We start from the raw sequence: 25,224 nt of genomic DNA on the forward strand, positions 1-25,224 counted from the left end.
ATCGCGTCATGACCACTCGCACCGAAACCGATTCGATCGGCCCGATCGAAGTTTCCGCCGACGCGTATTGGGGCGCGCAGACCGAGCGTAGCATCGAAAACTTCCCTTTCGGTCCACGCGAGCGAATGCCGATCGAGATCGTCCATGCACTCGCCATCGTGAAGCACGCGGCTGCGAGGGTGAACCGCCGTCACGGTCTTTCGTCCGAAAAGGCGGACGCGATCGAAGCCGCCGCCTCCGAGATTTCAGCCGGCAAGCTCGACGACCAGTTCCCGCTCGTCATCTGGCAGACCGGCAGCGGCACGCAGTCGAACATGAACGTCAACGAGGTGATCGCCGGCCGCGCCAACGAGATGCTGGGCGGCATCCGGGGCGGCAAGGTGCCGGTCCATCCTAACGACGACGTCAACCGCGGCCAGTCGTCGAACGACAGCTTCCCGAGCGCGCTCCATGTCGCGGCGGCGCTGGCAGTAACGCATCAGCTTTATCCGGCGCTCGATCGCCTGCACGACGCGCTCGCCGCAAAGGCAGAGGAGTGGGACGACCTGGTCAAGATCGGCCGCACACACTTGCAGGATGCGACGCCGCTGACGCTTGGCCAGGAATTCTCCGGGTATGTTCAGCAACTCGCCAATGCGCATGACCGCATAGAGGGTACGCTGACGCGCAACATCATGCCGCTCGCGCAGGGCGGGACTGCGGTCGGCACCGGCCTCAATGCGCCGGTGGGCTTCGCCGAAGAGGTAGCCGCAGAGATCACCACGTTGACAGGCCTGCCGTTCGTCACCGCACCGAACAAGTTCGAAGCGCTGGCGTCGAACGACGGCCTTGTCGACCTCCACGGCACGCTCAACGTACTGGCGGTCGCGCTGACCAAGATCGCCAACGATATTCGACTACTCGGTTCGGGGCCGCGCTCCGGCCTGGGTGAACTGGAGTTGCCCGCCAACGAACCGGGCAGTTCGATCATGCCAGGCAAGGTCAATCCAACGCAGGCGGAGATGCTGACGATGGTCGCCGCTCAGGTGATCGGCAACAACGTAGCGGTCACCGTTGGCGGCCTGCAGGGGCATATGGAACTGAACGTGTTCAAACCGTTGATCGGTGCGAACGTGCTCCGTTCGATCGCGCTGCTGTCCGTCGGCATGCAGAGCTTCGCCGAGCGCACCGTGGAGGGGCTGAAGGCAAACCGCGACCGGATCGGCGAACTGGTCGAGAAGTCGTTGATGCTTGTCACCGCGCTCGCGCCGGAGGTCGGCTATGACAATGCCGCGAAGATCGCAAAGCATGCACACCAACACGGCCAGACGCTCAAGCAGGCTGGGCTGGCACTGGGACTGATCGACGAGGCAACGTTCGATCGTCTTGTCCGACCGGAGACGATGATCGGGCGTTAAGCCCGAAACGGTCGCGTAACGAGGAACTTCCCTGCAGTTCGAGCGCTTCGATGGGCGAGACGGCAAGGGGCATGATGTGAGCACAACCGCTACTGGCGCGCTGATCGGCGCGGCGATCGACTCGATTTCCGGTGACGATGGAGTCGCGGATGGCGCGATCATCGGGGCAGTCACGGCCAATGTGCTCAAGATCGTGTTGCCGCTCGCGGTGACCTATGCGGTCGGCTGGGCCGTGCTGCGCGGGGCGACGGAACTCAAGAACCAGGTTTTCGGAAAGGTGGAAGCATGATCGGCAGGATTATCGGAGCGCTCGTCGGACGGGAAATCGATCGGCGCGATGGACGTGGGGGCCTCAAGGGTGCTGCCATCGGGGCACTGTCGATGGGCGCGATGCGGCGGATGGGTCCGCTCGGCATGCTGATCGGCGGCGGCTATGTCGCTAAAAAGGCTTATGATCGCCGAAAGCAATCGCGCGGACTCTAACCAGACTGCCACATTCTGATCGCGTCGACCGGTGCGACCAGCATGACGAGGTTGAGCGTCAGATTGTCGCGGATGACGGCGAGCGCGACGACCTCCAGAAGAACGACTAGCCCGGCGCTCGCCCACCACGGCAGGCGCCGGGCGATGGTGAAGCCCAGCATCATGCACGAAATGTCGCTCACCGAATTCAGCACGCTGTCGCCGCTATAGCCCCATGCCATCGTCACGCTGCGATAACGATCGATGATGAGGGGCGAATTTTCCAGTAATTCCCAAGCCGACTCGGTGGTGACCGCAACGACCACCCGGGCTGTCCATGGCCAGCGGCGCAGTGCCAGCCATGTCGCGCCATAGAACAACACGCCGTGGACTACGTGGCTCAGGCTGTACCAGTCGGCGATCTGCTGGCTATTCTGATCGGATTGCACCGAACCGTGCCACAGCGCGACATGACCGCACGGGCAGATCGCCGACCGGCCGGCAGCGATCAATATCAGGGTGGTCCCGAGCACGATCGCGGCCACCAGCCAGCCACTTTTCGCGCCGATCCATCCACCGATGCTTGACGCCCGCCCGTCCCGGACGCCACTAGCGCGCATGCCGTCTTCGCTCCCCACCGATCCGCATCACTTCAAACGCCGTGGCGCCCTGTTCGTGCTGTCGTCGCCTTCCGGGGCGGGAAAGTCCACCATCGCGCGCAAATTGCTCGCCGACGAACCGGAACTCGCGATGTCCGTGTCGGCGACGACGCGGCCGATGCGACCCGGCGAAGTCGACGGGAAGGACTATCATTTCGTCGATTTGGAGGAATTCCGCCGCATGGTGGCGAATGACGAATTCCTAGAATGGGCGCATGTCTTCAGTCATCGCTACGGCACGCCGCGCGCGCAGGTCGAATCGATGCTGGCGGCAGGCAAGGACGTGCTGTTCGATATCGACTGGCAGGGCGCGCAGCAGTTGTTCCAGATCGCCGGCGGCGACGTGGTGCGGGTGTTCATTTTCCCGCCGTCGATGGAGGAACTGCGGGCGCGGCTGACCAATCGCAATACCGATTCGGCGGAGGTGATCGAGGCGCGGATGGCGCGCGCAGCCAACGAAGTCAGCCACTGGGACGGTTATGACTATGTGCTGGTCAACGACGACGTCGAGCAATGCTTCCAGGGCGTCAAGACGATCCTGGCCGCCGAGCGGCTGAAGCGGTCGCGGCAGACCGGGCTGATCGGCTTCATCCGCCGGCTGACGCGCGTGGTCGAGGTCGCCTAACGCGGGTCGAGCGCCGTCAGGAACGTGACGGCTGCGTCAAATTCGCGACGCTTGTTCGCCAGCGCCTGTGCGGCGAGCATATCCTGACCCCAGAGCTCGGCCTGCCAATCCTCGTCGATGTTTGCGGCCGCCCATAATGTGTCGGGTTCGCCGGCACGCTCGACCAGCGCCAGCGCCAGCACCAGCGATCCGGTGATAGTCACCACCGGCGACAGGCCGGCGAGGCGGAAGGAATCGAACGCGCTCACCGCATCGGCCAGTCGCGCCAGCGTCGCCGCTGGCTGCATGCAGTGGATGATGCCGGCCGTCGTCTCGAAATGCACGTCGTAGCGGGTGCGTGCCCAGCCGAGCCATGGATCCCACGCTGCGATCTGACGATCGATCAGCGGTTTGGGCGATTCGGCGCGATAATAAAGCAGGTCGCTCTCGCCATAGGCCGACAGCCCCGCGGCGAAGGACGCCGGATCGAGCGCGATCCGGTCGATCGCGGCATTAGCCAGCCCGGTGAGCGGCATCGCGCGCGGATCGATCGTGTCCGGCACTGCCTCCCATTCTGCCGCGACCTTTGCCGCAAGCCCATCGGTGGGCAACGCCAGCGGCACACGGCCGGGCGTGCGCACGGGGCGGCCATCAAGCGTTACCACACGATCGGCGTCGACCGCGACATCTGTCCAGAAGCGCTTCATGGGCGTGGCGGTGTCCGCCAACGATGGGCAAGACTGGCCGGAACGATTGCGATCACCGCGAGCGCCGACAGCGCGATTGCAACGCCGAGAACCTTGACCGGCCAGTCGGGTGCGCGGACGGCCAGGACGAGGCCGAAGACCGCGCCCAGGCTGCCGGCGATGCGGCTGCCGACGATCGCCAGCCAGCGGCTGCGGGCCTTGTTGTCGGACGGCGTCATGCGAGCAGGCCCGGTAGTGCCGAGACACGCTCCGCGACTACGTCCGCGCCGGCATCGGCGAGGTCGCGAATGCCGTGATAGCCCCAGGCGACGCCGATCGCCCGTGCGCCCGCCGCCTTGCCCATCGCCATATCGAAACTGGTGTCACCGATCATTGCGGTATTCTGCGGCGTCGCGCCGGCTTCGTCCATCGCCGCGAGCAACATTGCGGGGTCGGGCTTGGACGGATGACGGTCCGCGGTCTGGAGCGTGACGAAATGATGGGCGAGGCCGTGATGGTCGAGGATGTGGGCGAGGCCACGGTCGGACTTGCCGGTGGCGACGCCCAGCCGCCAGCCGTCGTCGACGAGCGCTTGCAGGACACCGGCGATCCCGTCGAAGAGGGGTTCCTCCGCCAGTTCGCCGCTGGTGCGTAGACGGAAGAACGCATCCTTATAATCGGCGGCCATGCGACGGTGCTGCGCGTCGTCGGCATGTGGCAGCAGCGCGCGGATCGCCTCGACCAGACTGAGGCCTACGATACGCCGGATCGCGGCGCGGGGCGGCGCGGGAATATCGGCGAGCAGGAACGCATCCTCCATCGCCCGGCAGATATTGGCTTGACTGTCGACGAGCGTGCCGTCGCAGTCGAACACGGCGAGTTTGATCATGACGCCGCCGTAGCGGGGCGGAGCGGTTCGATCCAGTACGCGCCGGTCCGGGGAAGCGCTGCAGCATCACCGGTCACCACTGCCAGACGAGGTTCGTGGCGCTCGACCTCACCTCCCACGCTGCGATGCCCGTTGCTCCCCTCCCCGGGGCGCGGAGGGGGGCAGACGACGCGTTCGCCGCCGGGTGAGGATCAGTGCGGCTTGTTGACGCTATTCCTTGCTGCCGCGACGCCGACGTTCGCCGCGATGTTCCTTGCGCATCGACTTGGCGTGCGCCTTGGCGCGCTGTTTGAGAACGGCCTTCGGGGGTGGGCCCTTCTTCGCCTCCTCGAACGGCATCGCATCACCCTTCGCCTCGTCGAACCCCAGCGTGGCGAGACTCTCGGCGAAGTGCGTCGGCAGGCTGGCGGTTTCGTCGATGCTGCCGCCATCGGGGTGATCGACGCGCAGGCGGCGGCTGTGCAGGTGCATCTTGCGGCTGATCCCGCCGGTCAGGAACGCCGCCGCACCGCCGTACTTGCCGTCGCCGACGATCGGATGGCCGATCGCCGCCATGTGGACGCGCAACTGATGCGTGCGCCCGGTGAAGGGTTGCAGTTCGACCCACGCGCAGCGATTGCCGGCGCGTTCGATGACGCGATAGCGGGTACGCGCCGACTGGCCGTTCTCTTCGTCGACGTGCATCTTTTCGCCGCCGGTGCCAGGCTGTTTCGCGATCGGCAGGTCGATGACGCCGTCTTCGATCGAGGGGACATCGACGATCAGCGCCCAATAGACTTTCCGCGCGGTACGACCCGAAAACGCCTTGGCGAAGAACCCGGCGGCGCGCGACGTGCGGGCGACCAGCAGCGCGCCCGACGTATCTTTGTCGAGGCGGTGGACGAGCTTCGGCCGACCTTCGGCGTCATATTGCAGGCCGTCGAGCAGGCCATCGACATGCTCGGTAGTCTTGGTGCCGCCCTGCGTCGCCAGACCGGGCGGCTTGTTGATCACCAGTGCCTGGAGATCCTTGTGGATCACCATCTCGCGGACATAGGCGATCTGGTCTTCGCTCAGCGGCGTGCGTTCGCGTTTCGGACGCGCGACGACCTCGCCCGCCTCGTCCTTGATCTCGGGCTCCGGCGGGGGCACGCGGAGCGTCTGGCCGGCCTTGATCCGGTCGCCCGGGGTCGCACGCGATCCATCGACGCGCAACTGGCCGGTCCGCGCCCATTTCGCGACCGTCGTAAAGCTGGTGTCCGGCAGATGCCGCTTGAACCAGCGATCCAGCCGGATGCCGTCGTCGTCGTACCCGACGTTGAACTGCCGAATGCCCTGATCTTTCGGGTCGGTCATGCCAGCGTTCCTCCGCTGCGGGTCATCATCAGGCCGGCGAACAGCGCCAGTACCGAGCCGATCACCGACAGCAATATGTAGAATAATGCAGCGCCCGGCGCGCCGCGTTCGATCATCCCGACGACATCGAGGCTGAACGAGGAAAAGGTCGTGAAGCCGCCGAGTACGCCGACGCCGAGGAACAGCCGCCACGGTTCGCCGTCGCTGCCGTTGCGCGCCAGCACCCCCACGAGGACGCCCATGAACAGCCCGCCGATCACATTAATGGCGAGTGTGCCGACTGGGAAACCGGGGCCGAACAGGGCGAGCATGGCGCGGCCGGTCAGGTACCGGGCGCCGGCACCCAGTGCACCGCCGAACATGACGAAAACGAGAGGCATATGGCTCGCCCTAGAGGAAGATGGGGCGCAGGGGAATGCGGCGCTTGTTCCTGGGCCGCGTACACGATGCAAGCTCGACTATCGAAGCAGGCCCGCGGCACGCAGCGCGTCGTTGATGACGGTCGTGACGGCCGCAGTCGTGTTAGCGAGCGCTGAGCCGGCTGGCGCCGGGCCGGATGCGGCGTGGGTGCGGATCGGTTCGGCGTCGGTGCGGGCCTGTCGCTCGACGGCAGGCGCGATACCCCAGAAGGCGGCGATGCGGCGCGTCGAGGACAGGCCGACATCGAGCATGAACGGCCCCGGCGATCCACACGCCTCCGGTCCGGACGCGGCGATCGGCGTCCCGTGGCCCATGCCGGCGATCCGATAATCCTCGATCACCGCCCGGCCGGTGCCATCTCGCCACATCCGGTGCGTCACGCCGCCGGTACTGTCCCTGACGTCGGGATCGGGATCGACGCCGTGCAGCGCGCGCCATTGCGCCAGAATGGCGTCGGCGTTGTCGGAGTGGACGGTGGCATCCGTCGTGCCATGCCAGACCGACAGGCGCGGCACCGGCCCACGATCGGGCGAGGCGGCGCGGACCAGCGACGCGAGTGCGGCAGTGCCCGGCATGGCATGGCCGCGCATCCGGTCAAGCGCATCGACGACTCCGGTCGCGGTGCCATAGGGCAGGCCGCCGATGATAGCGCCGCCCGCGAAGACCTCGGGGTAGGTCGCCAGCATCACCGCTGTCATCGCACCCCCGGCCGAAAGACCGTTGACGAAGATCCGGGCGGGATCGACCTCATGGGCCGCCACCATGGCTGCGATCATCTCGCGGATCGAGGCCGCCTCGCCATGGTCGCGCCCGATGTCCTCGGGGGCGAACCAGTTGAAGCACAGATTCGAATTGTTCGCGCGCTGCTGCTCGGGGAACAGGAGGACGAAGCCGTGCTCGTCCGCGAGGCGCGACCAGCCGGAGCCCAGATCATAGCCCGCGGCGGTCTGGGTGCAGCCATGCAGCACGACAACGAGCGCAGGGTGTTCCGCCACGCTGGCCGGGACATAGGTGCGCGCTCGCAGGTTGCCCGGGTTGCGGCCGAAGCCGGTCAGGTCGTGGAGCTTGCCCGCATCCGGTTGTAAACCATCCGCGATCACCCCGCGTGCGGCGGCGATCCGGCCAATCGTGTCTGACAAACGTCGCATGTGCGTACTCCGATACGGCCGGACGATTGATATCCCGGCGACAGACGGTCGACCCATGCTGCGCTGCACAATATGGGGCGTACGCCAGAGGAGGCAAGTCGCGTCGGTGACGATCCGTGCACTCGTCGCTCGGGGAGACTGTGTCGATCGACGCTAGCGGACGAGCAGGTCCACCTCGCTGCCGCCTGCGGGGTTCGGCGTGACGTAGACGACATAAGCGTTACTGCGGCGAGTGCCGCCGAGGACATGCTGTGCGCCCGATGCCTGATGTTCCGCGGAATAGCCGGCGCGAGTGGCGCGGGCGTTGTACCAGTCGAGGATGCGGCCGACCGGAGCACCGCTGGCGAAGCTGACGACGCGCAGTCCGCAGGCGTCGTTGCCGGCGGCTTCCCGGACGCGAGCGTCTGGGTAGAGTGGCAGGTCGTCAGGCAGGCGGTTGGCCCAGCCGGCGGAATAGGAGACTCCGCGCGCGCAACCGGCGTCGTCTCCGCCCTGCCGCACGGCGAGTTCGCCGAGCGTCAGCGCGCCGGCTGCCTTGCGGCATTCCGGGCAGTCCGCCTTCGCTGCCGGGGCCGGTTTCAGGTCGGCGGCGGTGACGCCATCGGGCCGGGGCGTAGCATCGTCGACCGGAACAGAGAGAGGATCGGGCCGGCTCGGGGGACGGACGACATTGGTGTTGGCGGTCTGCGTCAGCGCCGGATCGACCATGATCTGGTCGCGCAGTGCTGCGCCCAACGCCGGATCGCGCTGCGCGACGGCGGCGTCGCCGGTCAACTCCTTGTCGAGGCTGTCGAGATCTTGCTGCGCCGCCGGCTGCTTGCTGCAGGCGGCGAGGAGGAGCAGCGAGGCGAGAAGGGGACGATTTGCGGACACGCGCCAGACATGGCGCAGGGCACGTTAAGGTGCCATCGGTGATCGTGGTTAACCGAACGTCACACACGCCGTTCTTGTCCCCCGGTGAGACAGGGGCCATGTTCTGGTCATGCTGAACATCTTCTCCATCGCGATCGGTCTCGTCACTCTGGTGATGGGCCTTGTCGCCTTCGTTCCGTTTCTCGGCTGGATGAACTGGCTGGTCATCCCGATCGGCATCGTCGGCGCCGCGGTCGGTGCGATGTCGTCATCCAATAGCGGTCGCAATCTCAATCTGGTGCTGATCGTGATCTTCGCGATCCGGCTCAGCTTGGGCGGTGGCATTATCTGATTGTGAAAAAAGGCCCGGCGGTGAGGCCGGGCCTTTTTCGTCATCGCCCTCGGTCGATCAGCGGCAGGTGACCTGACCACGATCGACTGAACGTCCCAGCAGCGCACCGCCGCCGGCGCCGATCAACGTGCCGAGCAGCTGCGACCCGCCGCCCGAGATGATGTTGCCCAGAGCACCTCCGGCAAGGCCGCCGACGATCAAGCCGGTCGTGCCGTCGTTGCGGCGGCAATAATAGCGACCGTTGTTCCCACGATAGATCCGGTCGTTACGGCCCAGGCGGCGCGTCTGGTAATAGCGGCCGTCGCGGTAGTAATTGTCCGCGAAATACGTGCGTTGGCCGCGGGGTAAGCGGTTGTAGTCATAGTTTCGGTACTGCCGCCAGTCATCACGCCGATCGGCACGACGATCCTGCCGGATATCACGAATGTCGCCGCGACGGTCCTGCCGCGCGTCGCGAACCTCATTGCGATATTCACGGCGTGCATCCCGCACGTCGCGGCGGGAATCGGCATTGCGCACGTCGCGACGATAGTCCTGACGGGCATCGCGGACTTCGTCGCGATATTCGCGGTTGGCCTCGCGACGCGTGTCCTGCGCGGCCGCGGGAACCGCCGCGAAAGTCGTTGCCGCCAACATGGCGGATAGGATGGCGATACGCATGATCTGCTCCTTGATCCAAGTGAAGACAGAACCAGCGGATCGGCCATAGGGTTGCGTGAACGACAAACTACCTGTCGTTCACGCAACCGACAGTCGGATCAGTCGAACGTCGTATCCAGCGTGATGTCGCAGGTAAGCACCTTCGACACTGGACAGCCTGCCTTCGCCTCGTTGGCGATGCGTTCGAATTCGGGGGCGTCGATCCCGTCGACATGGCCGGTCAGCGTCAGTGCCGATCGGGTGATCGTGAAGCCGTCGCCGTCCTTGTCGAGCGTTACCTTTGCACTGGTCTGTAGATTGCCTTGCTGATGGCCCGCTCCTGCAAGCGCGAAGCTGAGCGCCATCGTGAAGCAGCCTGCATGGGCTGCAGCGATCAGCTCCTCGGGATTGGTGCCGGGGCCATCCTCGAATCGCGTGCCGAATCCATAGTTGCTGCCGCTCAACACACCCGACTGGGTCGTGATCTTGCCCTTGCCGTCTTTACCTAGGCCGTCGTAGCTCGCCGAAGCGCTGCGGGTCACCATGTCTGTCGTCTCCGTGTAATGTTGATCATGCATACGCAGAAAGGGCGCCGCGAGTTGCCTCGCGACGCCCGTCCTGACGAAACTTGTACTTGCGATCAGCGGCAGCGGCGCTTGCCGCCCCGGTCGATCTCACGGCCGAGCAGGCCACCAGCAACGGCGCCGCCGAGGGTACCTAACGTACGGTCGCCCCGCGTGTCGACGGTACGGCCGAGTAGCGCGCCACCGACTGCGCCGACGACGGCACCGGTCGTGCCGTCAGGCTTGCGGCAGCGGACGCGGCCGCGATTGTCACGCCATTCGCGATACTTGTACTTCTGCGCGCCGGCCTGCGACACCGGAACGACCATCGTCGCCGGCAGGACCATCGCCGCGCAACCCATTGCGAGCATCAATTTACGCATCGTTTCACTCCCGTCTGGAAAATCTGTGCTGTGCTAACGTCGTTCAACATAGCGTGGTTGCATGAACGTCAAACAACGTTCCGTTCAGGAAACGATTTCGCTTGAAACGGCTGGTTCGGGCGGTGTTTCGGCAGCGGTGGTGCGACGTTTACGATAATGGTTGGCGACGAGTGTCGCGCCCAGGATGAACCCTCCGGGCGCGAGCAGGACGACGGCGGCGAGGCCGACCTGAGCTTTGGTGATACGCATGGTGACAGCTGTAGCGCGATCGGGTGAACGAAGGCTGTTCAGAACGGCAGTCTGAACTTGAGCATCGCGCGTGGGCTGCTTTGACCGTTCGGCAGTACGCCCTGTTCCGCTTCCACGCCTACGCCTATCTTGCCGATCGCCGTGCGTGCGCGGATCGGTCGCTGGGCATAGGACGCGTCATCGAGCGGGCGCAGGCGATCCGCCTCCTTGTCGCGGGCGCAGACGACGATGTCGCCGCTGTCGTCGGGAATGCCGCAGGGCGTCTCGACAATGGGCCTCGGCTTCACCGGGCGCAAATCGTTCGGAATCGGTGGGCCTGCCACCGCCTGCACCGCCATCATCATCGCCAGCCGCATACGCGTCCTCCGCTCCGTAGCGAAGGTGACGCGCGATTGCGGCGCGAACGCGGCGGGTCAGCGATAGTTGAAGCTGATGCTGATCCGTTCGCCCTTGGCGGCGTTGGGGACGACCTCGTGCCGCAGCCAGCTTTCCCACAGGAAGACGCTGCCGGGCTTCGGTTCTGCGTAGACGAAGGTCGCGTGGCTCTCGTCCGCATCCGCGCGGCGGGTGGGTGCGGCCATCATCATCGGCAGCCGCGGGTCCTCCAGCTTCAGCGCACCGGCACCGGGCGGGGTGGCGACGTAGATCGTGCCACTGACCGCGCTATGCGGATGGATGTGCCCCGAATGCGTGCCGCCGGGCTTGAGGACGTTGACCCACAGGCTGTCGAGCTTGAGCTTGCGGCCGTTCAGGTCGAACGCACACGCCTCGGCGAAGCGCGCGACATGCTTGTTGAGCAGCTTGACCAGGTCACCGAAGCGCGGGTCGCGCGACGGCAGGTCGTTGAGCGAGGCGTAGGACGTATAGCCGCGATAGCCATGCGCCTTCGACCATGCGACGCCGGCGCGATCCTGGCGCGCGAGGTCGAGGCAGGCGTCCTCCAGCTCTTCCAGCAGGGCGGCGTCGCCGAGGTCGTCCTCGTAGAAGCGGGTGGCGAACAGCGTGCGGATCGTCATGCGGCCAACCTCATAGCGACATCGTTCATGAATCGCACGTCGTCGCCCGCCGCAAGCCACGGCGCCTCCGCCCCGATCGCGCCGAGCATGTCGGCGAGCGGATCGAGTTCTGCCTTGGCGTAATTACCCAGCACGTAGCCGGTGACGCGGTCCTTGTGTCCGGGATGGCCGATGCCCAGTCGCACCCGGCGGAACTCCGGCCCCAGATGCTGGTCGGTCGAGCGCAGGCCATTGTGCCCAGCCGTCCCGCCGCCGCGTTTCACCTTCACCTTGAACGGCGCGAGATCGAGTTCGTCGTGGAACACCGTCAACGCGTCCGGCCCCAGCTTGTAAAAGCGCAGCGCCTCACCGATCGCGCGGCCGCTTTCGTTCATGAACGTCGCGGGCTTGAGCAGCAGCACCTTCTCGGTGCCGATCCGCCCCTCCTGCGTCCAGCCCTGGAACTGCTTCTTCACCGGACCGAAGCCGTGCATGTCGGCGATCAGGTCGATCGCCATGAACCCGACGTTATGCCGGTGCAGCGCATATTGCGCCCCCGGATTGCCGAGCCCGGCCCAGATCTGCATGGCGTTGGTCCTTCTACGGCGCGTAAGCCAACCATAACACACGTTTGTCATCCCCGCGGAGGCGGGGATCCATAGTCACTGCGACCGCTGAGTCTCATTAAGATCAGCCGGTATGGATCCCCGCCTGCGCGGGGATGACGAACCTTGGGGCACTCTGAAAACGAAAAAGGGCAGGAGAGCGTCGCCGCTGCCCTGCCCCCTTGTCCGACGCCGCCGTAGCGGCACCACCCATCAGTTCTTCTGGGTGGTGATCTTGTCGTCGTCGTTGTCGTCGTCGTTCGGCTCGACGACCGGCTCATCCTCGGCGGCGGCTTCAGCTGCCTGCGCCTCGGCGACTTCCGCCTCGAGAGCCTCGTCCTCGACGGTCGGGACGGTCGGCGGCACGATCGTGGCGATCGCGAAGTCGCGGTCGTCGATCGCGGGCTTCGCGCCCTTCGGCAGCTCGACGTCGCTGATGTGGATCGAGTCGCCGATTTCCTTGCCCTTCAGCGAGATCGTGATCTCGGAGGGGATGTCGGCGGCGTCGACGACCAGCTCGATCTCGTGGCGCGTGATGTTCAGCACGCCGTTGCCGCGCTTGATGCCGGGGGCGTCGTCTTCGTCGGTGAACACGACGGGGACGGCCACGGTCACTTCGGTGTGCTCACCGATGCGCAGGAAATCGACGTGGATCGGGCGATCGGTGACGGGGTGGAACGTCACGTCCTTCGGCAGCGTGCGCTGGCCGGAGACCATGATGACGGAATTCATGAAGTGACCGGTCATCAGCGCCTTCATCAGCGCCTTTTCCTCGAGATGGATCGAGGTCGGTTCCTTGTTCTGGCCGTAGATCACGGCGGGGACGCGGCCGTCACGACGCAGCGCCCGGGAGGCTCCCTTGCCAACCCGGTCGCGCGTCTCGGCTGCGAGCGTAATGGTGTCGCTCATGCAGATAACCTTCCGAAACGTGCTTGTATGTGCTTCCGCGCCACGCCTCCAGGGATGACCATGACCGGAAGCGGCGGCGCTTAGCGGAGGGGCGGGGAAAAAGCAACTCGCCGTCTCGCTCCGGCCCTCACCCCATCGGTGCTGCGCACCTCTCCCCTCTCCCGGCGGGAGAGGGGATAAGACGGCGAAGCCGTCGAAGGGTGAGGACAGGGGCGATTACAGCGTTAGTATTTCACCCGCTCCGCCTTCACCCCCAGCTTCGCCAGCTGTGCCTGCACCGAATCCGGCCCGGCCAGATGCCCCGCGCCCACCGCGATGAATACCGTCCCCGGCGTCGCCATCCGCCCCTTGATCCACGACGCCCAGCGCACGTTGCGGTCGGTCAGCAGCACCTTCGCCACCTCGGGCGAGCTCTTCAGCTCCTCGTTCATCTCACGCGCCAGCGCATCCGGATCGCCCCGCGCCCAATCGTCGACCATGCTCGCCATCGTGCTGTCGAGCTTCGGCAATTCCTCGACCGTGTTTTCCAGGAATTGCAACTGCGCCTGATCCGACAGGCTGCCGAAGAAGCCCAGTTGCTGCTCCGGCGTCTCCAGCCCGGTCACCGGCTTGCGCGCCTGCTTGGCGGCGGCGGCGATCACCTCTTCCGGCCCGTTGCTGTTCGAATAGCCGAGCTTCGACAAGGGCGCGACCGACAGCTGCGTCGCCGCCAGCCACGGCTTGTAGCGATCGAGCGCATCCGCCGGCAGGCCGAGGTCGGTCACCGCCTTGGTGAACGCCGCGCGCTTCGCTTCGGGCAGGCGCCGGGTCAGCGGCGGGGTGCCGGGCGCGGCGACGCCGGTCGCCTGCACCAGCCCCTGCATCGTCGCCTGATCGGGCATCACGATCTCCAGCTTGACCTCGTCCGACCGGTCGAACGCGGTCTTCACCGCCTCGTCGAACCAGGTCAGCCCGGGCTTCAGGACGTGGATCGTGCCGAACAGGTACACCGTTGTGTCCTTGTCCCTCACTACCCAAAGCGCCGGATCGGCATCGTTGGCCGCCGCGGCGGCCTTGGCAGGCTGCTTAGCGCAGGCGGGCAGGGCAAGGGTGAGCGCGATCGCCGACAATGCGGCGCCAAGGGTTCGGATCATGCGGGAACGTCGTCCTGAAGTGAAGCTGCGCCCAAGCTAATGCCGCGCCGCACCACTTGCTAGACGCCGCCTCATCCGCCAAAGCCACCGGGCCATGGCCGCAACACCGCTTTCCTTCCAGAAGATGATCCTGACGCTCCACGACTATTGGAGCGATCGGGGCTGCGTGATTCTCCAGCCGTACGACATGGAGATGGGGGCAGGGACCTTCCATCCCGCCACGACGCTGCGCGCGCTCGGCCCCGACACGTGGAACGCCGCCTTCGTCCAGCCCTGCCGCCGCCCGACCGACGGCCGCTACGGCGAGAACCCCAACCGGCTCCAGCATTATTACCAGTATCAGGTGATCCTGAAGCCTTCGCCGGCCGATTTGCAGGAGCTCTATCTGGGGTCGCTGGCGGCGATCGGTGTCGACATGACCCGCCACGATATCCGCTTCGTCGAGGACGATTGGGAATCGCCGACGCTGGGCGCCTGGGGCCTCGGCTGGGAGGTCTGGTGCGACGGCATGGAGGTGACGCAATTCACCTACTTCCAGCAGATGGGCGGTTTCGACATGAAGCCGGTCGCGGGCGAACTCACCTACGGGTTGGAGCGGCTGGCGATGTACATTCAGGACGTCGACAACGTCTACGATCTGGCCTTCAACGACAGCGGCGTCAGCTACGGCGACGTGTTCCTCGAGAACGAACGCCAGATGTCGAAGTGGAATTTCGAGGTCGCCGACACCGCAACGCTGTTCGACGCCTTCAAGAAGGCCGCGGCGGAATGCGAGAACAGCCTCGCCGCCGGCCTCCCGATCCCCGCCTACGAACAGGCGATCAAGGCCAGCCACACCTTCAACCTGCTGCAAGCCCGCGGCGTCATCTCCGTCGCCGAGCGGCAAGCCTACATCGGCCGCGTCCGCGATCTCGCCAAGGGTGCCTGCGGCGCGTGGATGGAGAAGAACGGGTGGACGGCGTGATGCTTCTGTGCCGGACGCAAGAAGGTGTTTTCACGCGGAGACGCGGAGACGCGGAGAAGAAGAGGGAGGTGGATCACCTGTATCCCATTCTTTCTTCCAATCGTCTGAAGCGCCTGCGGCGCAAAGCCTGTGGCCAGCCACACGCTCGCTCCAATATCTCTCCTCTTCTTCTCCGCGTCTCCGCGTCTCCGCGTGAACACAATTCTTCCTTCTTCGCCGGCGCAACACGATGACCGACTTCCTCCTCGAACTCCGCTCCGAAGAAATCCCCGCGCGCATGCAGGACAAGGCGCGTGACGATCTCGCCCGCCTGTTCGCCGCCGAGCTCGCCAAGGCCGGGCTGAAGGCCGCCGCACTCGTCACCTATGCCACCCCGCGCCGGCTGGTGCTGATCGCCCGCGAGCTGCCGGTCGAAACCCAGGCCGTGTCGGAAGAGACCAAAGGCCCCAAGGCCAGCGCTCCCCCGCAAGCGTTAGAAGGCTTCCTCCGCAAGACCGGCCTCACCCGCGAACAGCTGACCGAGCGCGACGGCGTCCTCTACGCGGTCACCGAAAAGCCTGGCCGCGCCACCACGCAGGTGCTGGCCGAGGCGATCCCGGCGATCATCCGCGCCTTTCCCTGGCCGAAATCGATGCGCTGGGGGGCGGCCTCCACCTCGACCGAAAGCCTGCGCTGGGTCCGCCCGCTGCACGGCATCGTCACGCTGTTCGGCGACGACCTCGTCGACATCGAGATCGCCGGCATCCGCTCCGGCGTCGCGACCTTCGGCCATCGCTTCCACCACCCCGGCCAGATCACGATCGGCTCGGCGGCGGATTACATCGAAAAGCTGCGCGCCTGTCACGTCATCGTCGACCAGGACGAACGCCGCACCCTGATCCGCGAGCGCGCCAGCGCGCTTGCCGCCGAAGCCGGTCTGGTGCTGGTCGAGGACGAGGGTCTCGTCGCCGAAAACGCCGGCCTGACCGAATGGCCGGTGCCGCTGCTCGGCGGCTTCGACGCGGAGTATCTCACCGTCCCGCCAGAGGTGATCCAGCTCACCGCCCGCGTGAACCAGAAGTATTTCGTCTGCCGCGATGCAAGTGGCGCGCTCGCCAACGCCTTCGTCTGCACCGCGAATGTCGAGGCGACCGACGGCGGCGCGAAGATCGTCGACGGCAACCGCAAGGTCCTCGCCGCGCGGTTGAGCGACGCCCGCTTCTTCTACGAAACCGACCTCAAGACCCGCCTCGAAGACCTGCGCCCCAAGCTGGAACAGATCGTCTTCCACGAGAAACTCGGCACCGTCGCCGACAAGGTCGACCGCGTCGCCAAACTCGCTCGCTGGCTGGTCGAAGAAGGCATCGTCGGGGCAAAGCCCCTCCCCTTCAGGGGAGGGGTCGGGGGTGGGGGACGTCTCACCGAGACCGACTTCCGCGTCCTCCACCCCAACCCCTCCTCTGAAGAGGAGGGGCTTGCCACGCTCGCCGACATGGCCGAACGCGCCGCGCGCCTCGCCAAGGCGGACCTCGTCACCGGCATGGTCGGCGAATTCCCCGAGCTACAGGGCCTGATGGGCGGCTATTACGCCGCCGCCCAGGGCGAGCCGCAAGAAGTCGCCGAAGCGATCCGCGACCACTACAAGCCGGTCGGGCAGGGCGACGAAGTCCCCACTGCGCCGGTGACGGTGGCGGTATCGCTGGCGGATAAGCTGGATACGATCTCTGCGTTTTTCAGCATCGGCGACCGACCAACCGGGTCTAAGGACCCGTTTGCGCTACGTCGTGCTGCGTTAGGTGTTATTCGGTTGGTTGTCGAAAATGAGCTGCGTGTGCCGATGATGCCGGTGGTCGAGCTTGCTGCGGCAACCGTATCATTCAGCCGCCAAGTCGCCCCGATCGTTCGGGTCTTGCCGGTACTTGATGCAATAGGCGCGTTGAAGACGGCACTGAAATGGAACGACGTTCTTGATCCGCTGGTCGCTGGAGCGACTAGGATCGCCAATGATGACGCCTCGCGGTTTATTTTAAAGGCGAAGCTAACAGCGACTGAGGTGCTCGACTTCTTCGCCGACCGCCTCAAGGTCCAGCAACGCGAAGCCGGCGTCCGTCACGACCTGATCGACGCGGTGTTCGCGATTGGCGGCGAGGACGATCTCGTCCGCCTGCTCGCCCGCGTCCGCGCGCTGCAAGCGTTCGTCACCACCGAAGACGGCACCAACCTCCTCGCCGGCTACAAGCGCGCCGCCAACATCCTGAAAAAGGAAGGCTATTCCACCCCTCTCCCATCGGGCGCATCGGGCCGGTCAGGCTCCCAGCCTGACCTAAACCGTCCGGGGGACGGTTTACCCGATGCGGGGCAAGGCGCGCCAGCGCCGCGGGGTGAGGGCAGGGGCGAGACGACCGACGAACCTCACCCTTCCGCGCCTACGGCGCTCCCTCCCTCTCCCGCCGGGAGAGGGAATTTGCTGTCCTACATGCCCGAAACCGCCGAAGCTGCGCTCATCGCCGCCCTCGATTCGGCCGAACCCGCCGCCGCATCCGCAGTGGCGCGGGAAGATTTCGAAGGCGCGATGGCGGCGCTCGCCTCGCTGCGCGCGCCGATCGATGCGTTCTTTGACAGCGTGACCGTCAACGATACCGACCCGGCGAAGCGTGCCGCGCGGCTGGCGCTGCTCGCCCGCGTCCGCACCGCGGTGCATGCCGTCGCCGACTTTTCGAAAATCGAGGGGTAGGTAACGAACCCCCACGTACCGTAAACTTCGGCAACTTCCGAACGTCGGGTTTGCTTCCTTCCTCCCCGGGACAGGCATCCAACGTAGCTCAAGGACCAGCGATGACCCAATACGTGTACCGTTTCGGTGGCGGCGTTTCGGACGGCGGGAAGGGCGACAAGAATCTGCTCGGCGGCAAGGGATCGAACCTTGCCGAAATGGCCTCGATCGGCCTGCCGGTCCCCCCCGGCTTCACGATCAGCACCGCGATGTGCACGCGCTATTACGAGGAAGGCGAGCAATTCCCGCAGTCGCTGCGTGACGAGGTGGCGGCGGGAATCGAGCATATCGAAGGGATTACGGGCAAAACCTTCGGCGATCCCGCAAACCCGTTGCTGGTGTCGGTCCGCTCCGGCGCGCGCGTGTCGATGCCCGGGATGATGGACACCGTCCTCAACCTCGGCCTCAACGACGCGACGGTCGAGGGACTGGCCACCAAGTCGGGCGACGAACGTTTCGCCTGGGACAGCTATCGCCGCTTCATCCAGATGTACGCCGACGTGGTGCTCGAACTCGACCACGGCGCGTTCGAGGAAGCGCTGGAGATCGCAAAGGAGGACAATGGCTTCACCCTCGACACCGAGCTGACCGCCAAGGATCTGAAGACCTTGGTCGCCGAATATAAGGGATTGGTCGAAGCGGAATGGGGCAAGCCCTTCCCGCAGGATGTCCACGATCAGCTCTGGGGTGCGGTCGGCGCAGTGTTCGGCTCGTGGCAGTCGGAGCGGGCCAAGGTCTATCGCCGCCTCAACGACATCCCCGCCGACTGGGGCACCGCGGTCAACGTCCAGGCGATGGTCTTCGGCAACATGGGCGAAACCTCGGCCACCGGCGTCGCCTTCACCCGCGACCCCGCCAAGGGCGACCGCGCCTATTACGGCGAATTCCTGATTAACGCACAGGGCGAAGACGTCGTCGCCGGTATCCGCACCCCGCAATATCTGACCAAGGTCGCCCGCGAGGAGGCCGGCGCCAAGCCCGCGTCGATGGAAGAGGCGATGCCGGAGGTCTACGCCGAGCTTGCCGCCGTCTTCGACCAGCTCGAAACGCATTACCGCGACATGCAGGACATCGAGTTCACGGTCGAACAGACCAAGCTCTGGATGCTCCAGACCCGCTCGGGCAAGCGCACCGCCAAGGCCGCGCTCAAGATCGCGGTCGACATGGCGAGCGAAGGCCTGATCACCCGCGAAGAGGCGATCCTGCGCGTCGACCCGATGGCCCTCGACCAACTGCTCCACCCGACGCTCGACCCCAACGCACCGCGCGACGTGATCGCTAAGGGCTTGCCAGCCTCGCCGGGTGCGGCATCCGGCACCGTCGTGTTTGACGCCGATACCGCAGAAAAGCGCAAGGCTGCGGGCGACAAGGTCATCCTCGTCCGCACCGAAACCTCGCCTGAGGACATCCACGGCATGCACGCGGCGCAGGGCATCCTGACCGCGCGCGGCGGCATGACCAGCCACGCCGCCGTCGTCGCGCGCGGCATGGGCCGCCCCTGCGTCTCGGGTGCCGGATCGCTGTCGATCTCCGCCAAGGACAAGGTGATGAAGGTCGGCGGACGTGAAATCCGCGAAGGCGACACGATCACCATCGACGGCGCGAGCGGCGAGGTGATGTTCGGCGAGGTCGCGACCGTCCAGCCCGAACTGGCGGGCGATTTCGGCACGCTGATGGAATGGGCCGATGGCGTCCGCCGCCTGAAGGTGCGCGCCAACGCCGAAACCCCGCTTGATTGCCAGACCGCGCGCGATTTCGGTGCGGAGGGCGTCGGCCTGTGCCGGACCGAGCATATGTTCTTCGACGCCGACCGCATCACCGCGGTCCGCCAGATGATCCTCGCCACCGACGAAGCCGGTCGCCGCACCGCGCTGGAACGGCTGCTGCCGGCGCAGCGCAGCGACTTCACCGCGATCTTCGAGGTGATGGCCGGCCTGCCGGTGACGGTGCGGCTGCTCGACCCGCCGCTGCATGAATTCCTGCCACACGAAGAGAATGAGTTCGCCGAAGTGGCTGCGGCGGCGGGGATCGACATCGACGTGCTCAAGCGCCGCGCCGCCGAACTGCACGAATTCAACCCCATGCTCGGCCACCGCGGTTGCCGCCTCGGCGTGACATATCCCGAAATCTACGAGACGCAGGCGCGTGCGATCTTCGAAGCGGCGATCGACGTGGCGGAGAAGTCCGGCGCTGCCCCGATTCCGGAGGTGATGATCCCGCTGGTCGCGACCAAGCGCGAGCTCGACCTGATGAAGGTCGTCGTCGACAAGGCGGCGCAGGCGGTGTTCGCGGAGCGTGGCAAGACGATCGAATATCTCGTTGGAACGATGATCGAATTGCCCCGCGCCGCGCTGAAGGCAGGCGAGATCGCGGAAACCGGCGAGTTCTTCTCGTTCGGCACCAACGACCTGACGCAGACGACGCTGGGCGTCAGCCGCGACGACGCTGCGCGCTTCCTGGGGGCCTATGTCGAACAGGGCATCTACGCCAAGGACCCGTTCGTCAGCCTGGATATCGAGGGCGTCGGCGAACTCGTGCAGATGGCCGCGGACCGCGGGCGCGCGACCCGGCCGGACATCAAGCTCGGCATCTGCGGCGAACACGGCGGCGATCCCGCCAGCATCGCCTTCTGCGAAAAGGTCGGCCTCGATTACGTCTCGGCTAGCCCCTACCGCGTACCGATCGCACGACTGGCGGCGGCACAGGCGGCGCTGAAGTAAGCGCGCTTCTCCCCTCCCCGCAGGGAGGGGCCGGGGGTGGGTAGAGGCCTGACGATACGGCCTCCGCGCGCCTCGTGGTGACCGTATTGCGAGCACGCCACCCACCCCCAACCCCTCCCTCGCAGGGAGGGGAGCAAGGGTGCGATTGACCACCCGCCGACAGCCCCGCTATCGCCACCCGCAACGACAGGAGAGTGATCGCCGATGAAGAAGCTCTACCCCGACGCAGCCGCCGCCCTCGACGGCCTGCTGCACGACGGCATGACGATCTGCGCCGGCGGGTTCGGCCTGTGCGGCATCCCCGAACGGCTGATCGACGCGATCCAGGCCTCTGGCGTCAAAGACCTGACCATCGCCAGCAACAATGCCGGCATCGACGGCGAGGGGCTCGGCAAGCTCCTGCGCACGCGGCAGGTCAGGAAGATGATCTCCAGCTACGTCGGCGAGAACAAGGAGTTCGAGCGCCAGTATCTGAGCGGCGAACTGGAAGTGGAGTTCTGCCCGCAAGGCACGCTTGCCGAACGCTGCCGCGCTGGCGGCGCAGGCATCCCCGGCTTCTACACCAAGACCGGCGTCGGCACTTTGGTGGCCGAGGGTAAGGAGGTGAAGACCTTCGATGGCGAGGACTATATCCTCGAACGCGGCATCCGCTCGGACATCAGCATCATCAAGGGGTGGAAGGCGGACGAGAGCGGCAACCTCATCTTCCGCAAGACCGCGCGCAACTTCAACCAGCCGATGGCGACCGCCGGCCGCATCTGCATCGCCGAGGTCGAAGAGGTCGTACCGGTCGGCAGCCTTGATCCCGACGCGATCCACCTGCCCGGCATCTATGTGAAGCGGATGATCGTCGGCGTGCCGTACGACAAGAAGATCGAGTTCCGCACCGTGCGGGAGCGGCAGGCGGCGTGATGCGGCGTGCGGTCCTGTTGCTGGCCGGCGTCGCGTTGCTCGCCGGCTGTGGCCCTAAGGCGCGCGACCGCGTCGCGACGCTGCCTGCGCCGGGGCAGACCTATACCGCCGACGGCAAGGTGGTGCGGATCACCGGATTGAAGGCACTGCCCGCACCGGGCGGCAGCGCGGCCGACGCAACGCCGGTGCCGCCGCAGTTCCAGTATCTCTATGGCTCGGCAGAGGCGGCTGCGCTCAGCCGGCAGGCGTTCCGCGCCTTGGTGAATTACGCCAGCTACCGCCGCGCGACCGGCGACAGCGTCGTCTTGAAGGCGGGCGCGACGCTCGCCGCCCCGCAATGGGAAGCGTGCGCCGGCAAGCCCCGCGCCGCCGTGTTCGACGCGGACGAGACGGTCGTGCTCAACCTCGGCGTCGAGGCGCTGGCAGCGCGCAGTCCGTCGGCCCCGTTCGACCCGGCGCAATGGGAACGCTGGGAGCGGACCGGGGCGAAGGCGGTCGCGCCGGTGCCGGGTGCGGTCGAGGCGTTCGGCGCATTGCGGGCGGCCGGCATCACGGTCATCGTCAACAGCAATCGCGCCAGCGCCACCGCCGCCGGTACGGTCGCCGGGTTGAAGGCGGCGGGGCTGGGCGATTTCACCCCCGGCACCGACCTGTTCCTGCGCGACGGGCCGAGCGGCAAGGACGCGCGCCGCACCACCATCGCCGCCCGATATTGCGTCGTCGCGATGGGCGGCGACCAGCTCGGCGACTTCAGCGACCTGTTCAACACGATCCCGTCCCCGGCCGAACGCCGCCGTGTCGCCGACAGCGGCACGGTCGCGGCGATGTGGGGTAACGGCTGGTTCGTGCTGCCGAACCCGGTCTACGGATCGGCGCTGAAGGGCAGCTTCGACGACGTCTTCCCCGTCGACAAACGCTGGAGCGACGCACGATGAAGCTCCCGAAGCTGCGTGCCATCCCGCTGTCAGCGATGCCCAACCTGACCGATCGGTCGGCGGAGGTCGCACGCATCTGGATCACCGATCGCGCCGGATCGACCGTCGTCATCGACGCCGGCGTGCTGTCCGATGCAGAGACCTTCGGCGTGCTGATGGCCGACGTCATCGGCCACGCCGCCAAGGCGCATGCACAACTGCTCGGCCTGTCGGAGTACGAGGCGGCGGCGCTGATCTGGCGCGGCCTCGACGGCGCGCGTCCCGAACTCGATCCCGACGCCGTGGCGCGGATCGCCAACCATCCCGGAGGATTGAACTGATGGCTACTCAGGCAAAGGGCTGGGATCGCAACCAGATGGCGGCGCGCGCCGCGCAGGAGTTGCGCGACGGTTATTACGTCAACCTTGGGATCGGCATCCCGACGCTGGTGGCGAACAACATCCCGGCGGGTATGACGGTGACGCTCCAGTCTGAAAACGGCATGCTCGGCATCGGCCCATTCCCGTATGAGGATGAGGTCGACCCCGACCTGATCAACGCTGGCAAGCAGACAATCAGCCAACTGCCGCAGAGCGCCTATTTCGGCAGTGAGCAGAGTTTCGCGATGATCCGCGGCGGCCACATCGATCTCACGGTGCTGGGCGCGATGGAGGTCAGCGAGGGCGGCGACATCGCGAACTGGATGATCCCCGGCAAGATGATCAAGGGCATGGGTGGCGCAATGGACCTCGTCGCCGGGGTCAAGCAGATCATCGTCGTCATGGATCACAATGCCAAGGACGGTAGCCCAAAGTTCATCCCGTCCTGCACCCTGCCGCTGACCGGCAAGAACGTCGTCGACATGATCGTCACCGATCTCGCGGTCTTCCGCCGGCCGGATCATGCCTCCGCGTTCAAGCTGGTCGAACTCGCCCCCGGCGTGACCGCGGACGAAGTCGCGGCGAAGACCACGGCGGCTTACGAGGTTTAGAACCAAGCTCCCGATACCCCTGCGTCACCCGGGACTTGTTCCGGGGTCCACCGGGCCGGAAACGAAAAGCTGGAGCCTCTAGCGCTACCTCCAGCCGCAAAGTGGACCCCGGAACAAGTCCGGGGTGACGCAGGGATGGTCGCATGCCCCCAAGCAATTATCCGCCACTCCGCCTCGACCTTCGCGCAGCTTTCGGTTAACGCGCCGCCATCATGGCTACCCGACCGCAAACGCTGTACGAAAAAATCTGGGCCGCACACGTCGTCGAACGGCGCGACGACGGCACCTGCCTCATCTACATCGATCGCCACCTCGTCCATGAGGTGACCAGTCCGCAGGCATTCGAAGGGCTCCGGGTCGCGGGCCGCCGCGTGCGCCGTCCCGAACTGACGCTCGCCGTGCCCGACCACAACCTGCCGACCACCCCGCGCGTCGACGCCGCGGGACGCCTGCTGCCGATCGCCGATCCGGAAAGCGCGCAGCAGCTCGACGCGCTCCGCCGCAACACCAGCGAATTCGGCATCGACTATATCGACGCGACGGCAGCCGAGCAGGGCATCGTCCACGTCGTCGGCCCGGAACTGGGCTTCACCCTGCCGGGCACGACATTGGTCTGCGGCGACAGCCACACCTCGACGCACGGCGCACTCGGCGCGCTGGCGTTCGGCATCGGCACCAGCGAGGTCGAGCACGTGCTCGCGACGCAGACGCTGTTGCTCAGCCAGTCGAAGACGATGGAGGTCCGCGTCGACGGAACTTTGGGCTTCGGCGTCAGCCCCAAGGACGTGATCCTCGCGATCATGGGCCGCATCGGCGCGGCGGGCGGCACCGGTCACGTCATCGAATATACCGGCGACGTGATCCGAAATATGTCGATCGAGGGACGGATGACCGTCGCCAACATGTCGATCGAGGGCGGCGCGCGGGCCGGTCTGGTCGCGCCCGACGACCTGACCTTCGCCTATCTCAAGGGGCGGCCGATGGTGCCGCAGGGCGAGGCGTGGGACAAGGCGGTGGCCTGGTGGCGCAGCCTCGCCACCGATCCGGCCGCGACCTACGACAAGGTCGTCCGCCTCGACGCCACCGATATCGCGCCGGCGCTGACCTGGGGCACCAGCCCTGAGGACGTGGTGCCGATCACCGGGTTCGTGCCGGAGCCGGACAGCTTCGCCGATCCGTCGAAGCGCGCGGCGGCACAGCGCAGCCTCGAATATATGGGCCTGACGCCCGGTACCGCGATGCAGGACGTCGCGGTGCAGCACGTCTTCATCGGCAGTTGCACCAACAGCCGGATCGAAGATCTGCGGGCCGCCGCTGCGGTCGCCGACGGTCGCCATGTCGCCGACGGCGTGCGCGCGATGGTGGTGCCGGGATCGGGGCTGGTCAAGCGGCAGGCGGAAGCGGAAGGGCTCGACCGTGTATTCCTGTCCGCCGGCTTCGAATGGCGCGAACCGGGCTGTTCGATGTGTCTGGCGATGAACCCCGACAAGGTGCCTGCGGGGGAACGGTGTGCCTCCACGTCGAACCGGAATTTCGTGGGTCGACAAGGGCCTGGCGCACGCACACACCTGTTGTCGCCGGCGATGGCGGCGGCTGCGGCGGTGACCGGGCGCCTCGCCGACGTTCGCGATCTGATGGGAGCAAAGCTGTGAAGAAGGTCCTTGTGCTGCTGGTCGCGGGTGCGATGATGA

Annotated in this window: 30 protein-coding genes; 13 read left to right on the forward strand and 17 right to left on the reverse strand. The window is 66.2% G+C overall.

Annotated elements, in window-relative coordinates:
• Window positions 1–8 precede the first annotated feature (8 nt).
• From fumC to NF699_18950, 3 genes are all read left to right on the forward strand, one after another.
• Window positions 9–1,397, forward strand: a complete 1,389-nt coding sequence (gene fumC / locus NF699_18940; protein USU05077.1) for a class II fumarate hydratase — start codon at window positions 9–11, stop codon at window positions 1,395–1,397.
• A gap of 76 nt (window positions 1,398–1,473) precedes the next feature.
• Window positions 1,474–1,686: a hypothetical protein gene (locus NF699_18945; protein USU05078.1), complete on the forward strand. Its 213-nt coding sequence runs from the start codon at window positions 1,474–1,476 to the stop codon at window positions 1,684–1,686.
• The gene (locus NF699_18950) at window positions 1,683–1,880 is read left to right on the forward strand and encodes a hypothetical protein (protein USU05079.1); all 198 of its coding nucleotides are present in this window, start codon (window positions 1,683–1,685) and stop codon (window positions 1,878–1,880) included. The genes NF699_18945 and NF699_18950 overlap by 4 nt, the downstream gene beginning before the upstream one ends.
• Here the strand turns inward: NF699_18950 and NF699_18955 are convergent.
• Window positions 1,877–2,479 (reverse strand): DUF2585 family protein, encoded by a 603-nt coding sequence (locus NF699_18955; protein USU05080.1) that lies wholly within the window; start codon window positions 2,477–2,479, stop codon window positions 1,877–1,879. The two genes, NF699_18950 and NF699_18955, sit on opposite strands and share 4 nt — an antisense overlap.
• Between NF699_18955 and gmk the strand changes: the two genes are divergently transcribed.
• The gene (gmk, locus tag NF699_18960; GenBank protein ID USU05081.1) at window positions 2,478–3,143 is read left to right on the forward strand and encodes a guanylate kinase; all 666 of its coding nucleotides are present in this window, start codon (window positions 2,478–2,480) and stop codon (window positions 3,141–3,143) included. The two genes, NF699_18955 and gmk, sit on opposite strands and share 2 nt — an antisense overlap.
• Here the strand turns inward: gmk and NF699_18965 are convergent.
• From NF699_18965 to NF699_18995, 7 genes are all read right to left on the reverse strand, one after another.
• Window positions 3,140–3,829: an ATPase gene (locus NF699_18965; GenBank protein ID USU05082.1), complete on the reverse strand. Its 690-nt coding sequence runs from the start codon at window positions 3,827–3,829 to the stop codon at window positions 3,140–3,142. The two genes, gmk and NF699_18965, sit on opposite strands and share 4 nt — an antisense overlap.
• The gene (locus NF699_18970) at window positions 3,826–4,047 is read right to left on the reverse strand and encodes a hypothetical protein (GenBank protein USU05083.1); all 222 of its coding nucleotides are present in this window, start codon (window positions 4,045–4,047) and stop codon (window positions 3,826–3,828) included. Before NF699_18970 ends, NF699_18965 begins: the two co-directional genes overlap by 4 nt.
• Window positions 4,044–4,697 (reverse strand): HAD-IA family hydrolase, encoded by a 654-nt coding sequence (locus tag NF699_18975; GenBank protein ID USU05084.1) that lies wholly within the window; start codon window positions 4,695–4,697, stop codon window positions 4,044–4,046. Before NF699_18975 ends, NF699_18970 begins: the two co-directional genes overlap by 4 nt.
• A 210-nt stretch (window positions 4,698–4,907) precedes the next feature.
• Window positions 4,908–6,032 carry an RluA family pseudouridine synthase gene (locus NF699_18980; GenBank protein ID USU05085.1) on the reverse strand — a complete coding sequence of 375 codons (1,125 nt, stop codon included), beginning with the start codon at window positions 6,030–6,032 and terminating at the stop codon, window positions 4,908–4,910.
• The gene (gene crcB / locus NF699_18985; protein USU05086.1) at window positions 6,029–6,412 is read right to left on the reverse strand and encodes a fluoride efflux transporter CrcB; all 384 of its coding nucleotides are present in this window, start codon (window positions 6,410–6,412) and stop codon (window positions 6,029–6,031) included. The genes NF699_18980 and crcB overlap by 4 nt, the downstream gene beginning before the upstream one ends.
• Window positions 6,413–6,490: 78 nt before the next feature.
• Window positions 6,491–7,600 (reverse strand): PHB depolymerase family esterase, encoded by a 1,110-nt coding sequence (locus NF699_18990; protein USU05087.1) that lies wholly within the window; start codon window positions 7,598–7,600, stop codon window positions 6,491–6,493.
• A 153-nt stretch (window positions 7,601–7,753) separates the two neighbouring features.
• Window positions 7,754–8,473 (reverse strand): hypothetical protein, encoded by a 720-nt coding sequence (locus NF699_18995; protein USU05088.1) that lies wholly within the window; start codon window positions 8,471–8,473, stop codon window positions 7,754–7,756.
• A 109-nt stretch (window positions 8,474–8,582) separates the two neighbouring features.
• Between NF699_18995 and NF699_19000 the strand changes: the two genes are divergently transcribed.
• Window positions 8,583–8,804 carry a hypothetical protein gene (locus NF699_19000; protein USU05089.1) on the forward strand — a complete coding sequence of 74 codons (222 nt, stop codon included), beginning with the start codon at window positions 8,583–8,585 and terminating at the stop codon, window positions 8,802–8,804.
• A gap of 57 nt (window positions 8,805–8,861) precedes the next feature.
• Here the strand turns inward: NF699_19000 and NF699_19005 are convergent, their stop codons facing one another.
• The 9 genes from NF699_19005 to NF699_19045 all read right to left on the reverse strand — a co-directional run bounded on the left by NF699_19005 (window position 8,862) and on the right by NF699_19045 (window position 14,280).
• Window positions 8,862–9,464 carry a glycine zipper 2TM domain-containing protein gene (locus tag NF699_19005; GenBank protein ID USU05090.1) on the reverse strand — a complete coding sequence of 201 codons (603 nt, stop codon included), beginning with the start codon at window positions 9,462–9,464 and terminating at the stop codon, window positions 8,862–8,864.
• Between the two features lie 98 nt (window positions 9,465–9,562).
• Window positions 9,563–9,988, reverse strand: coding sequence for an OsmC family protein (locus NF699_19010; protein ID USU05091.1), 426 nt, complete (start codon window positions 9,986–9,988; stop codon window positions 9,563–9,565).
• Between the two features lie 95 nt (window positions 9,989–10,083).
• Window positions 10,084–10,389: a glycine zipper 2TM domain-containing protein gene (locus tag NF699_19015; GenBank protein ID USU05092.1), complete on the reverse strand. Its 306-nt coding sequence runs from the start codon at window positions 10,387–10,389 to the stop codon at window positions 10,084–10,086.
• Between the two features lie 84 nt (window positions 10,390–10,473).
• Entirely contained in the window at window positions 10,474–10,638 is a 165-nt protein-coding gene (locus tag NF699_19020; GenBank protein ID USU05093.1) for a hypothetical protein, read from the reverse strand.
• 38 nt (window positions 10,639–10,676) lie between these two features.
• Complete coding sequence (locus NF699_19025) at window positions 10,677–10,994, reverse strand: 5'-nucleotidase (GenBank protein ID USU05094.1); 318 nt, start codon at window positions 10,992–10,994, stop codon at window positions 10,677–10,679.
• A gap of 57 nt (window positions 10,995–11,051) precedes the next feature.
• Window positions 11,052–11,654 carry a TIGR02466 family protein gene (locus NF699_19030; GenBank protein USU05095.1) on the reverse strand — a complete coding sequence of 201 codons (603 nt, stop codon included), beginning with the start codon at window positions 11,652–11,654 and terminating at the stop codon, window positions 11,052–11,054.
• On the reverse strand, window positions 11,651–12,220 hold the full coding sequence (gene pth, locus NF699_19035) for an aminoacyl-tRNA hydrolase (GenBank protein ID USU05096.1): 570 nt from the start codon (window positions 12,218–12,220) through the stop codon (window positions 11,651–11,653). Before pth ends, NF699_19030 begins: the two co-directional genes overlap by 4 nt.
• Before the next feature lie 231 nt (window positions 12,221–12,451).
• Window positions 12,452–13,147 carry a 50S ribosomal protein L25/general stress protein Ctc gene (locus NF699_19040; protein ID USU05097.1) on the reverse strand — a complete coding sequence of 232 codons (696 nt, stop codon included), beginning with the start codon at window positions 13,145–13,147 and terminating at the stop codon, window positions 12,452–12,454.
• Between the two features lie 224 nt (window positions 13,148–13,371).
• Window positions 13,372–14,280, reverse strand: coding sequence for a TraB/GumN family protein (locus tag NF699_19045; protein USU05098.1), 909 nt, complete (start codon window positions 14,278–14,280; stop codon window positions 13,372–13,374).
• Between the two features lie 94 nt (window positions 14,281–14,374).
• On the opposite strand from NF699_19045, the gene NF699_19050 reads away from it, so the two are divergent.
• From NF699_19050 to leuC, 8 genes are all read left to right on the forward strand, one after another.
• Complete coding sequence (locus tag NF699_19050; protein USU05099.1) at window positions 14,375–15,244, forward strand: glycine--tRNA ligase subunit alpha; 870 nt, start codon at window positions 14,375–14,377, stop codon at window positions 15,242–15,244.
• A 229-nt stretch (window positions 15,245–15,473) separates the two neighbouring features.
• Window positions 15,474–17,957, forward strand: coding sequence for a glycine--tRNA ligase subunit beta (gene glyS, locus NF699_19055; GenBank protein ID USU05100.1), 2,484 nt, complete (start codon window positions 15,474–15,476; stop codon window positions 17,955–17,957).
• A gap of 101 nt (window positions 17,958–18,058) precedes the next feature.
• Window positions 18,059–20,716, forward strand: coding sequence for a pyruvate, phosphate dikinase (gene ppdK, locus NF699_19060; GenBank protein ID USU05101.1), 2,658 nt, complete (start codon window positions 18,059–18,061; stop codon window positions 20,714–20,716).
• A 204-nt stretch (window positions 20,717–20,920) separates the two neighbouring features.
• A complete protein-coding gene (locus NF699_19065) occupies window positions 20,921–21,628 on the forward strand; it encodes a CoA transferase subunit A (protein ID USU05102.1) in 708 nt (235 codons plus the stop codon).
• Window positions 21,628–22,563, forward strand: coding sequence for an acid phosphatase (locus tag NF699_19070; protein ID USU05103.1), 936 nt, complete (start codon window positions 21,628–21,630; stop codon window positions 22,561–22,563). The genes NF699_19065 and NF699_19070 overlap by 1 nt, the downstream gene beginning before the upstream one ends.
• On the forward strand, window positions 22,560–22,883 hold the full coding sequence (locus NF699_19075; GenBank protein ID USU05104.1) for a DUF5076 domain-containing protein: 324 nt from the start codon (window positions 22,560–22,562) through the stop codon (window positions 22,881–22,883). Before NF699_19070 ends, NF699_19075 begins: the two co-directional genes overlap by 4 nt.
• Window positions 22,883–23,533, forward strand: coding sequence for a CoA transferase subunit B (locus NF699_19080; GenBank protein USU05105.1), 651 nt, complete (start codon window positions 22,883–22,885; stop codon window positions 23,531–23,533). Before NF699_19075 ends, NF699_19080 begins: the two co-directional genes overlap by 1 nt.
• A gap of 212 nt (window positions 23,534–23,745) precedes the next feature.
• Window positions 23,746–25,185, forward strand: coding sequence for a 3-isopropylmalate dehydratase large subunit (gene leuC, locus NF699_19085; protein ID USU05106.1), 1,440 nt, complete (start codon window positions 23,746–23,748; stop codon window positions 25,183–25,185).
• The last annotated feature ends 39 nt before the right edge of the window (window positions 25,186–25,224 follow it).

The organism is Sphingomonadaceae bacterium OTU29LAMAA1, from assembly GCA_024072375.1.
GTDB lineage: Bacteria > Pseudomonadota > Alphaproteobacteria > Sphingomonadales > Sphingomonadaceae > Sphingomonas.

Coding starts and splice junctions, on each gene's coding strand:
- NF699_19050 (USU05099.1), top strand. CDS start 14,375: ATGGCCGCAACACCGCTTTCCTTCCAGAAGATGATCCTGACGCTCCAC.
- NF699_19040 (USU05097.1), bottom strand. CDS start 13,147: ATGAGCGACACCATTACGCTCGCAGCCGAGACGCGCGACCGGGTTGGC.
- NF699_19000 (USU05089.1), top strand. CDS start 8,583: ATGCTGAACATCTTCTCCATCGCGATCGGTCTCGTCACTCTGGTGATG.
- NF699_19075 (USU05104.1), top strand. CDS start 22,560: ATGAAGCTCCCGAAGCTGCGTGCCATCCCGCTGTCAGCGATGCCCAAC.
- NF699_19020 (USU05093.1), bottom strand. CDS start 10,638: ATGCGTATCACCAAAGCTCAGGTCGGCCTCGCCGCCGTCGTCCTGCTC.
- fumC (USU05077.1), top strand. CDS start 9: ATGACCACTCGCACCGAAACCGATTCGATCGGCCCGATCGAAGTTTCC.
- NF699_19010 (USU05091.1), bottom strand. CDS start 9,988: ATGGTGACCCGCAGCGCTTCGGCGAGCTACGACGGCCTAGGTAAAGAC.
- NF699_18980 (USU05085.1), bottom strand. CDS start 6,032: ATGACCGACCCGAAAGATCAGGGCATTCGGCAGTTCAACGTCGGGTAC.
- pth (USU05096.1), bottom strand. CDS start 12,220: ATGCAGATCTGGGCCGGGCTCGGCAATCCGGGGGCGCAATATGCGCTG.
- NF699_18990 (USU05087.1), bottom strand. CDS start 7,600: ATGCGACGTTTGTCAGACACGATTGGCCGGATCGCCGCCGCACGCGGG.
- NF699_18965 (USU05082.1), bottom strand. CDS start 3,829: ATGAAGCGCTTCTGGACAGATGTCGCGGTCGACGCCGATCGTGTGGTA.
- NF699_18975 (USU05084.1), bottom strand. CDS start 4,697: ATGATCAAACTCGCCGTGTTCGACTGCGACGGCACGCTCGTCGACAGT.
- crcB (USU05086.1), bottom strand. CDS start 6,412: ATGCCTCTCGTTTTCGTCATGTTCGGCGGTGCACTGGGTGCCGGCGCC.
- NF699_19080 (USU05105.1), top strand. CDS start 22,883: ATGGCTACTCAGGCAAAGGGCTGGGATCGCAACCAGATGGCGGCGCGC.
- NF699_19065 (USU05102.1), top strand. CDS start 20,921: ATGAAGAAGCTCTACCCCGACGCAGCCGCCGCCCTCGACGGCCTGCTG.
- gmk (USU05081.1), top strand. CDS start 2,478: ATGCCGTCTTCGCTCCCCACCGATCCGCATCACTTCAAACGCCGTGGC.
- NF699_18970 (USU05083.1), bottom strand. CDS start 4,047: ATGACGCCGTCCGACAACAAGGCCCGCAGCCGCTGGCTGGCGATCGTC.
- NF699_19025 (USU05094.1), bottom strand. CDS start 10,994: ATGCGGCTGGCGATGATGATGGCGGTGCAGGCGGTGGCAGGCCCACCG.
- glyS (USU05100.1), top strand. CDS start 15,474: ATGACCGACTTCCTCCTCGAACTCCGCTCCGAAGAAATCCCCGCGCGC.
- NF699_19030 (USU05095.1), bottom strand. CDS start 11,654: ATGACGATCCGCACGCTGTTCGCCACCCGCTTCTACGAGGACGACCTC.
- leuC (USU05106.1), top strand. CDS start 23,746: ATGGCTACCCGACCGCAAACGCTGTACGAAAAAATCTGGGCCGCACAC.
- NF699_19005 (USU05090.1), bottom strand. CDS start 9,464: ATGCGTATCGCCATCCTATCCGCCATGTTGGCGGCAACGACTTTCGCG.
- NF699_18955 (USU05080.1), bottom strand. CDS start 2,479: ATGCGCGCTAGTGGCGTCCGGGACGGGCGGGCGTCAAGCATCGGTGGA.
- NF699_19070 (USU05103.1), top strand. CDS start 21,628: ATGCGGCGTGCGGTCCTGTTGCTGGCCGGCGTCGCGTTGCTCGCCGGC.
- NF699_18950 (USU05079.1), top strand. CDS start 1,683: ATGATCGGCAGGATTATCGGAGCGCTCGTCGGACGGGAAATCGATCGG.
- NF699_19015 (USU05092.1), bottom strand. CDS start 10,389: ATGCGTAAATTGATGCTCGCAATGGGTTGCGCGGCGATGGTCCTGCCG.
- NF699_19045 (USU05098.1), bottom strand. CDS start 14,280: ATGATCCGAACCCTTGGCGCCGCATTGTCGGCGATCGCGCTCACCCTT.
- ppdK (USU05101.1), top strand. CDS start 18,059: ATGACCCAATACGTGTACCGTTTCGGTGGCGGCGTTTCGGACGGCGGG.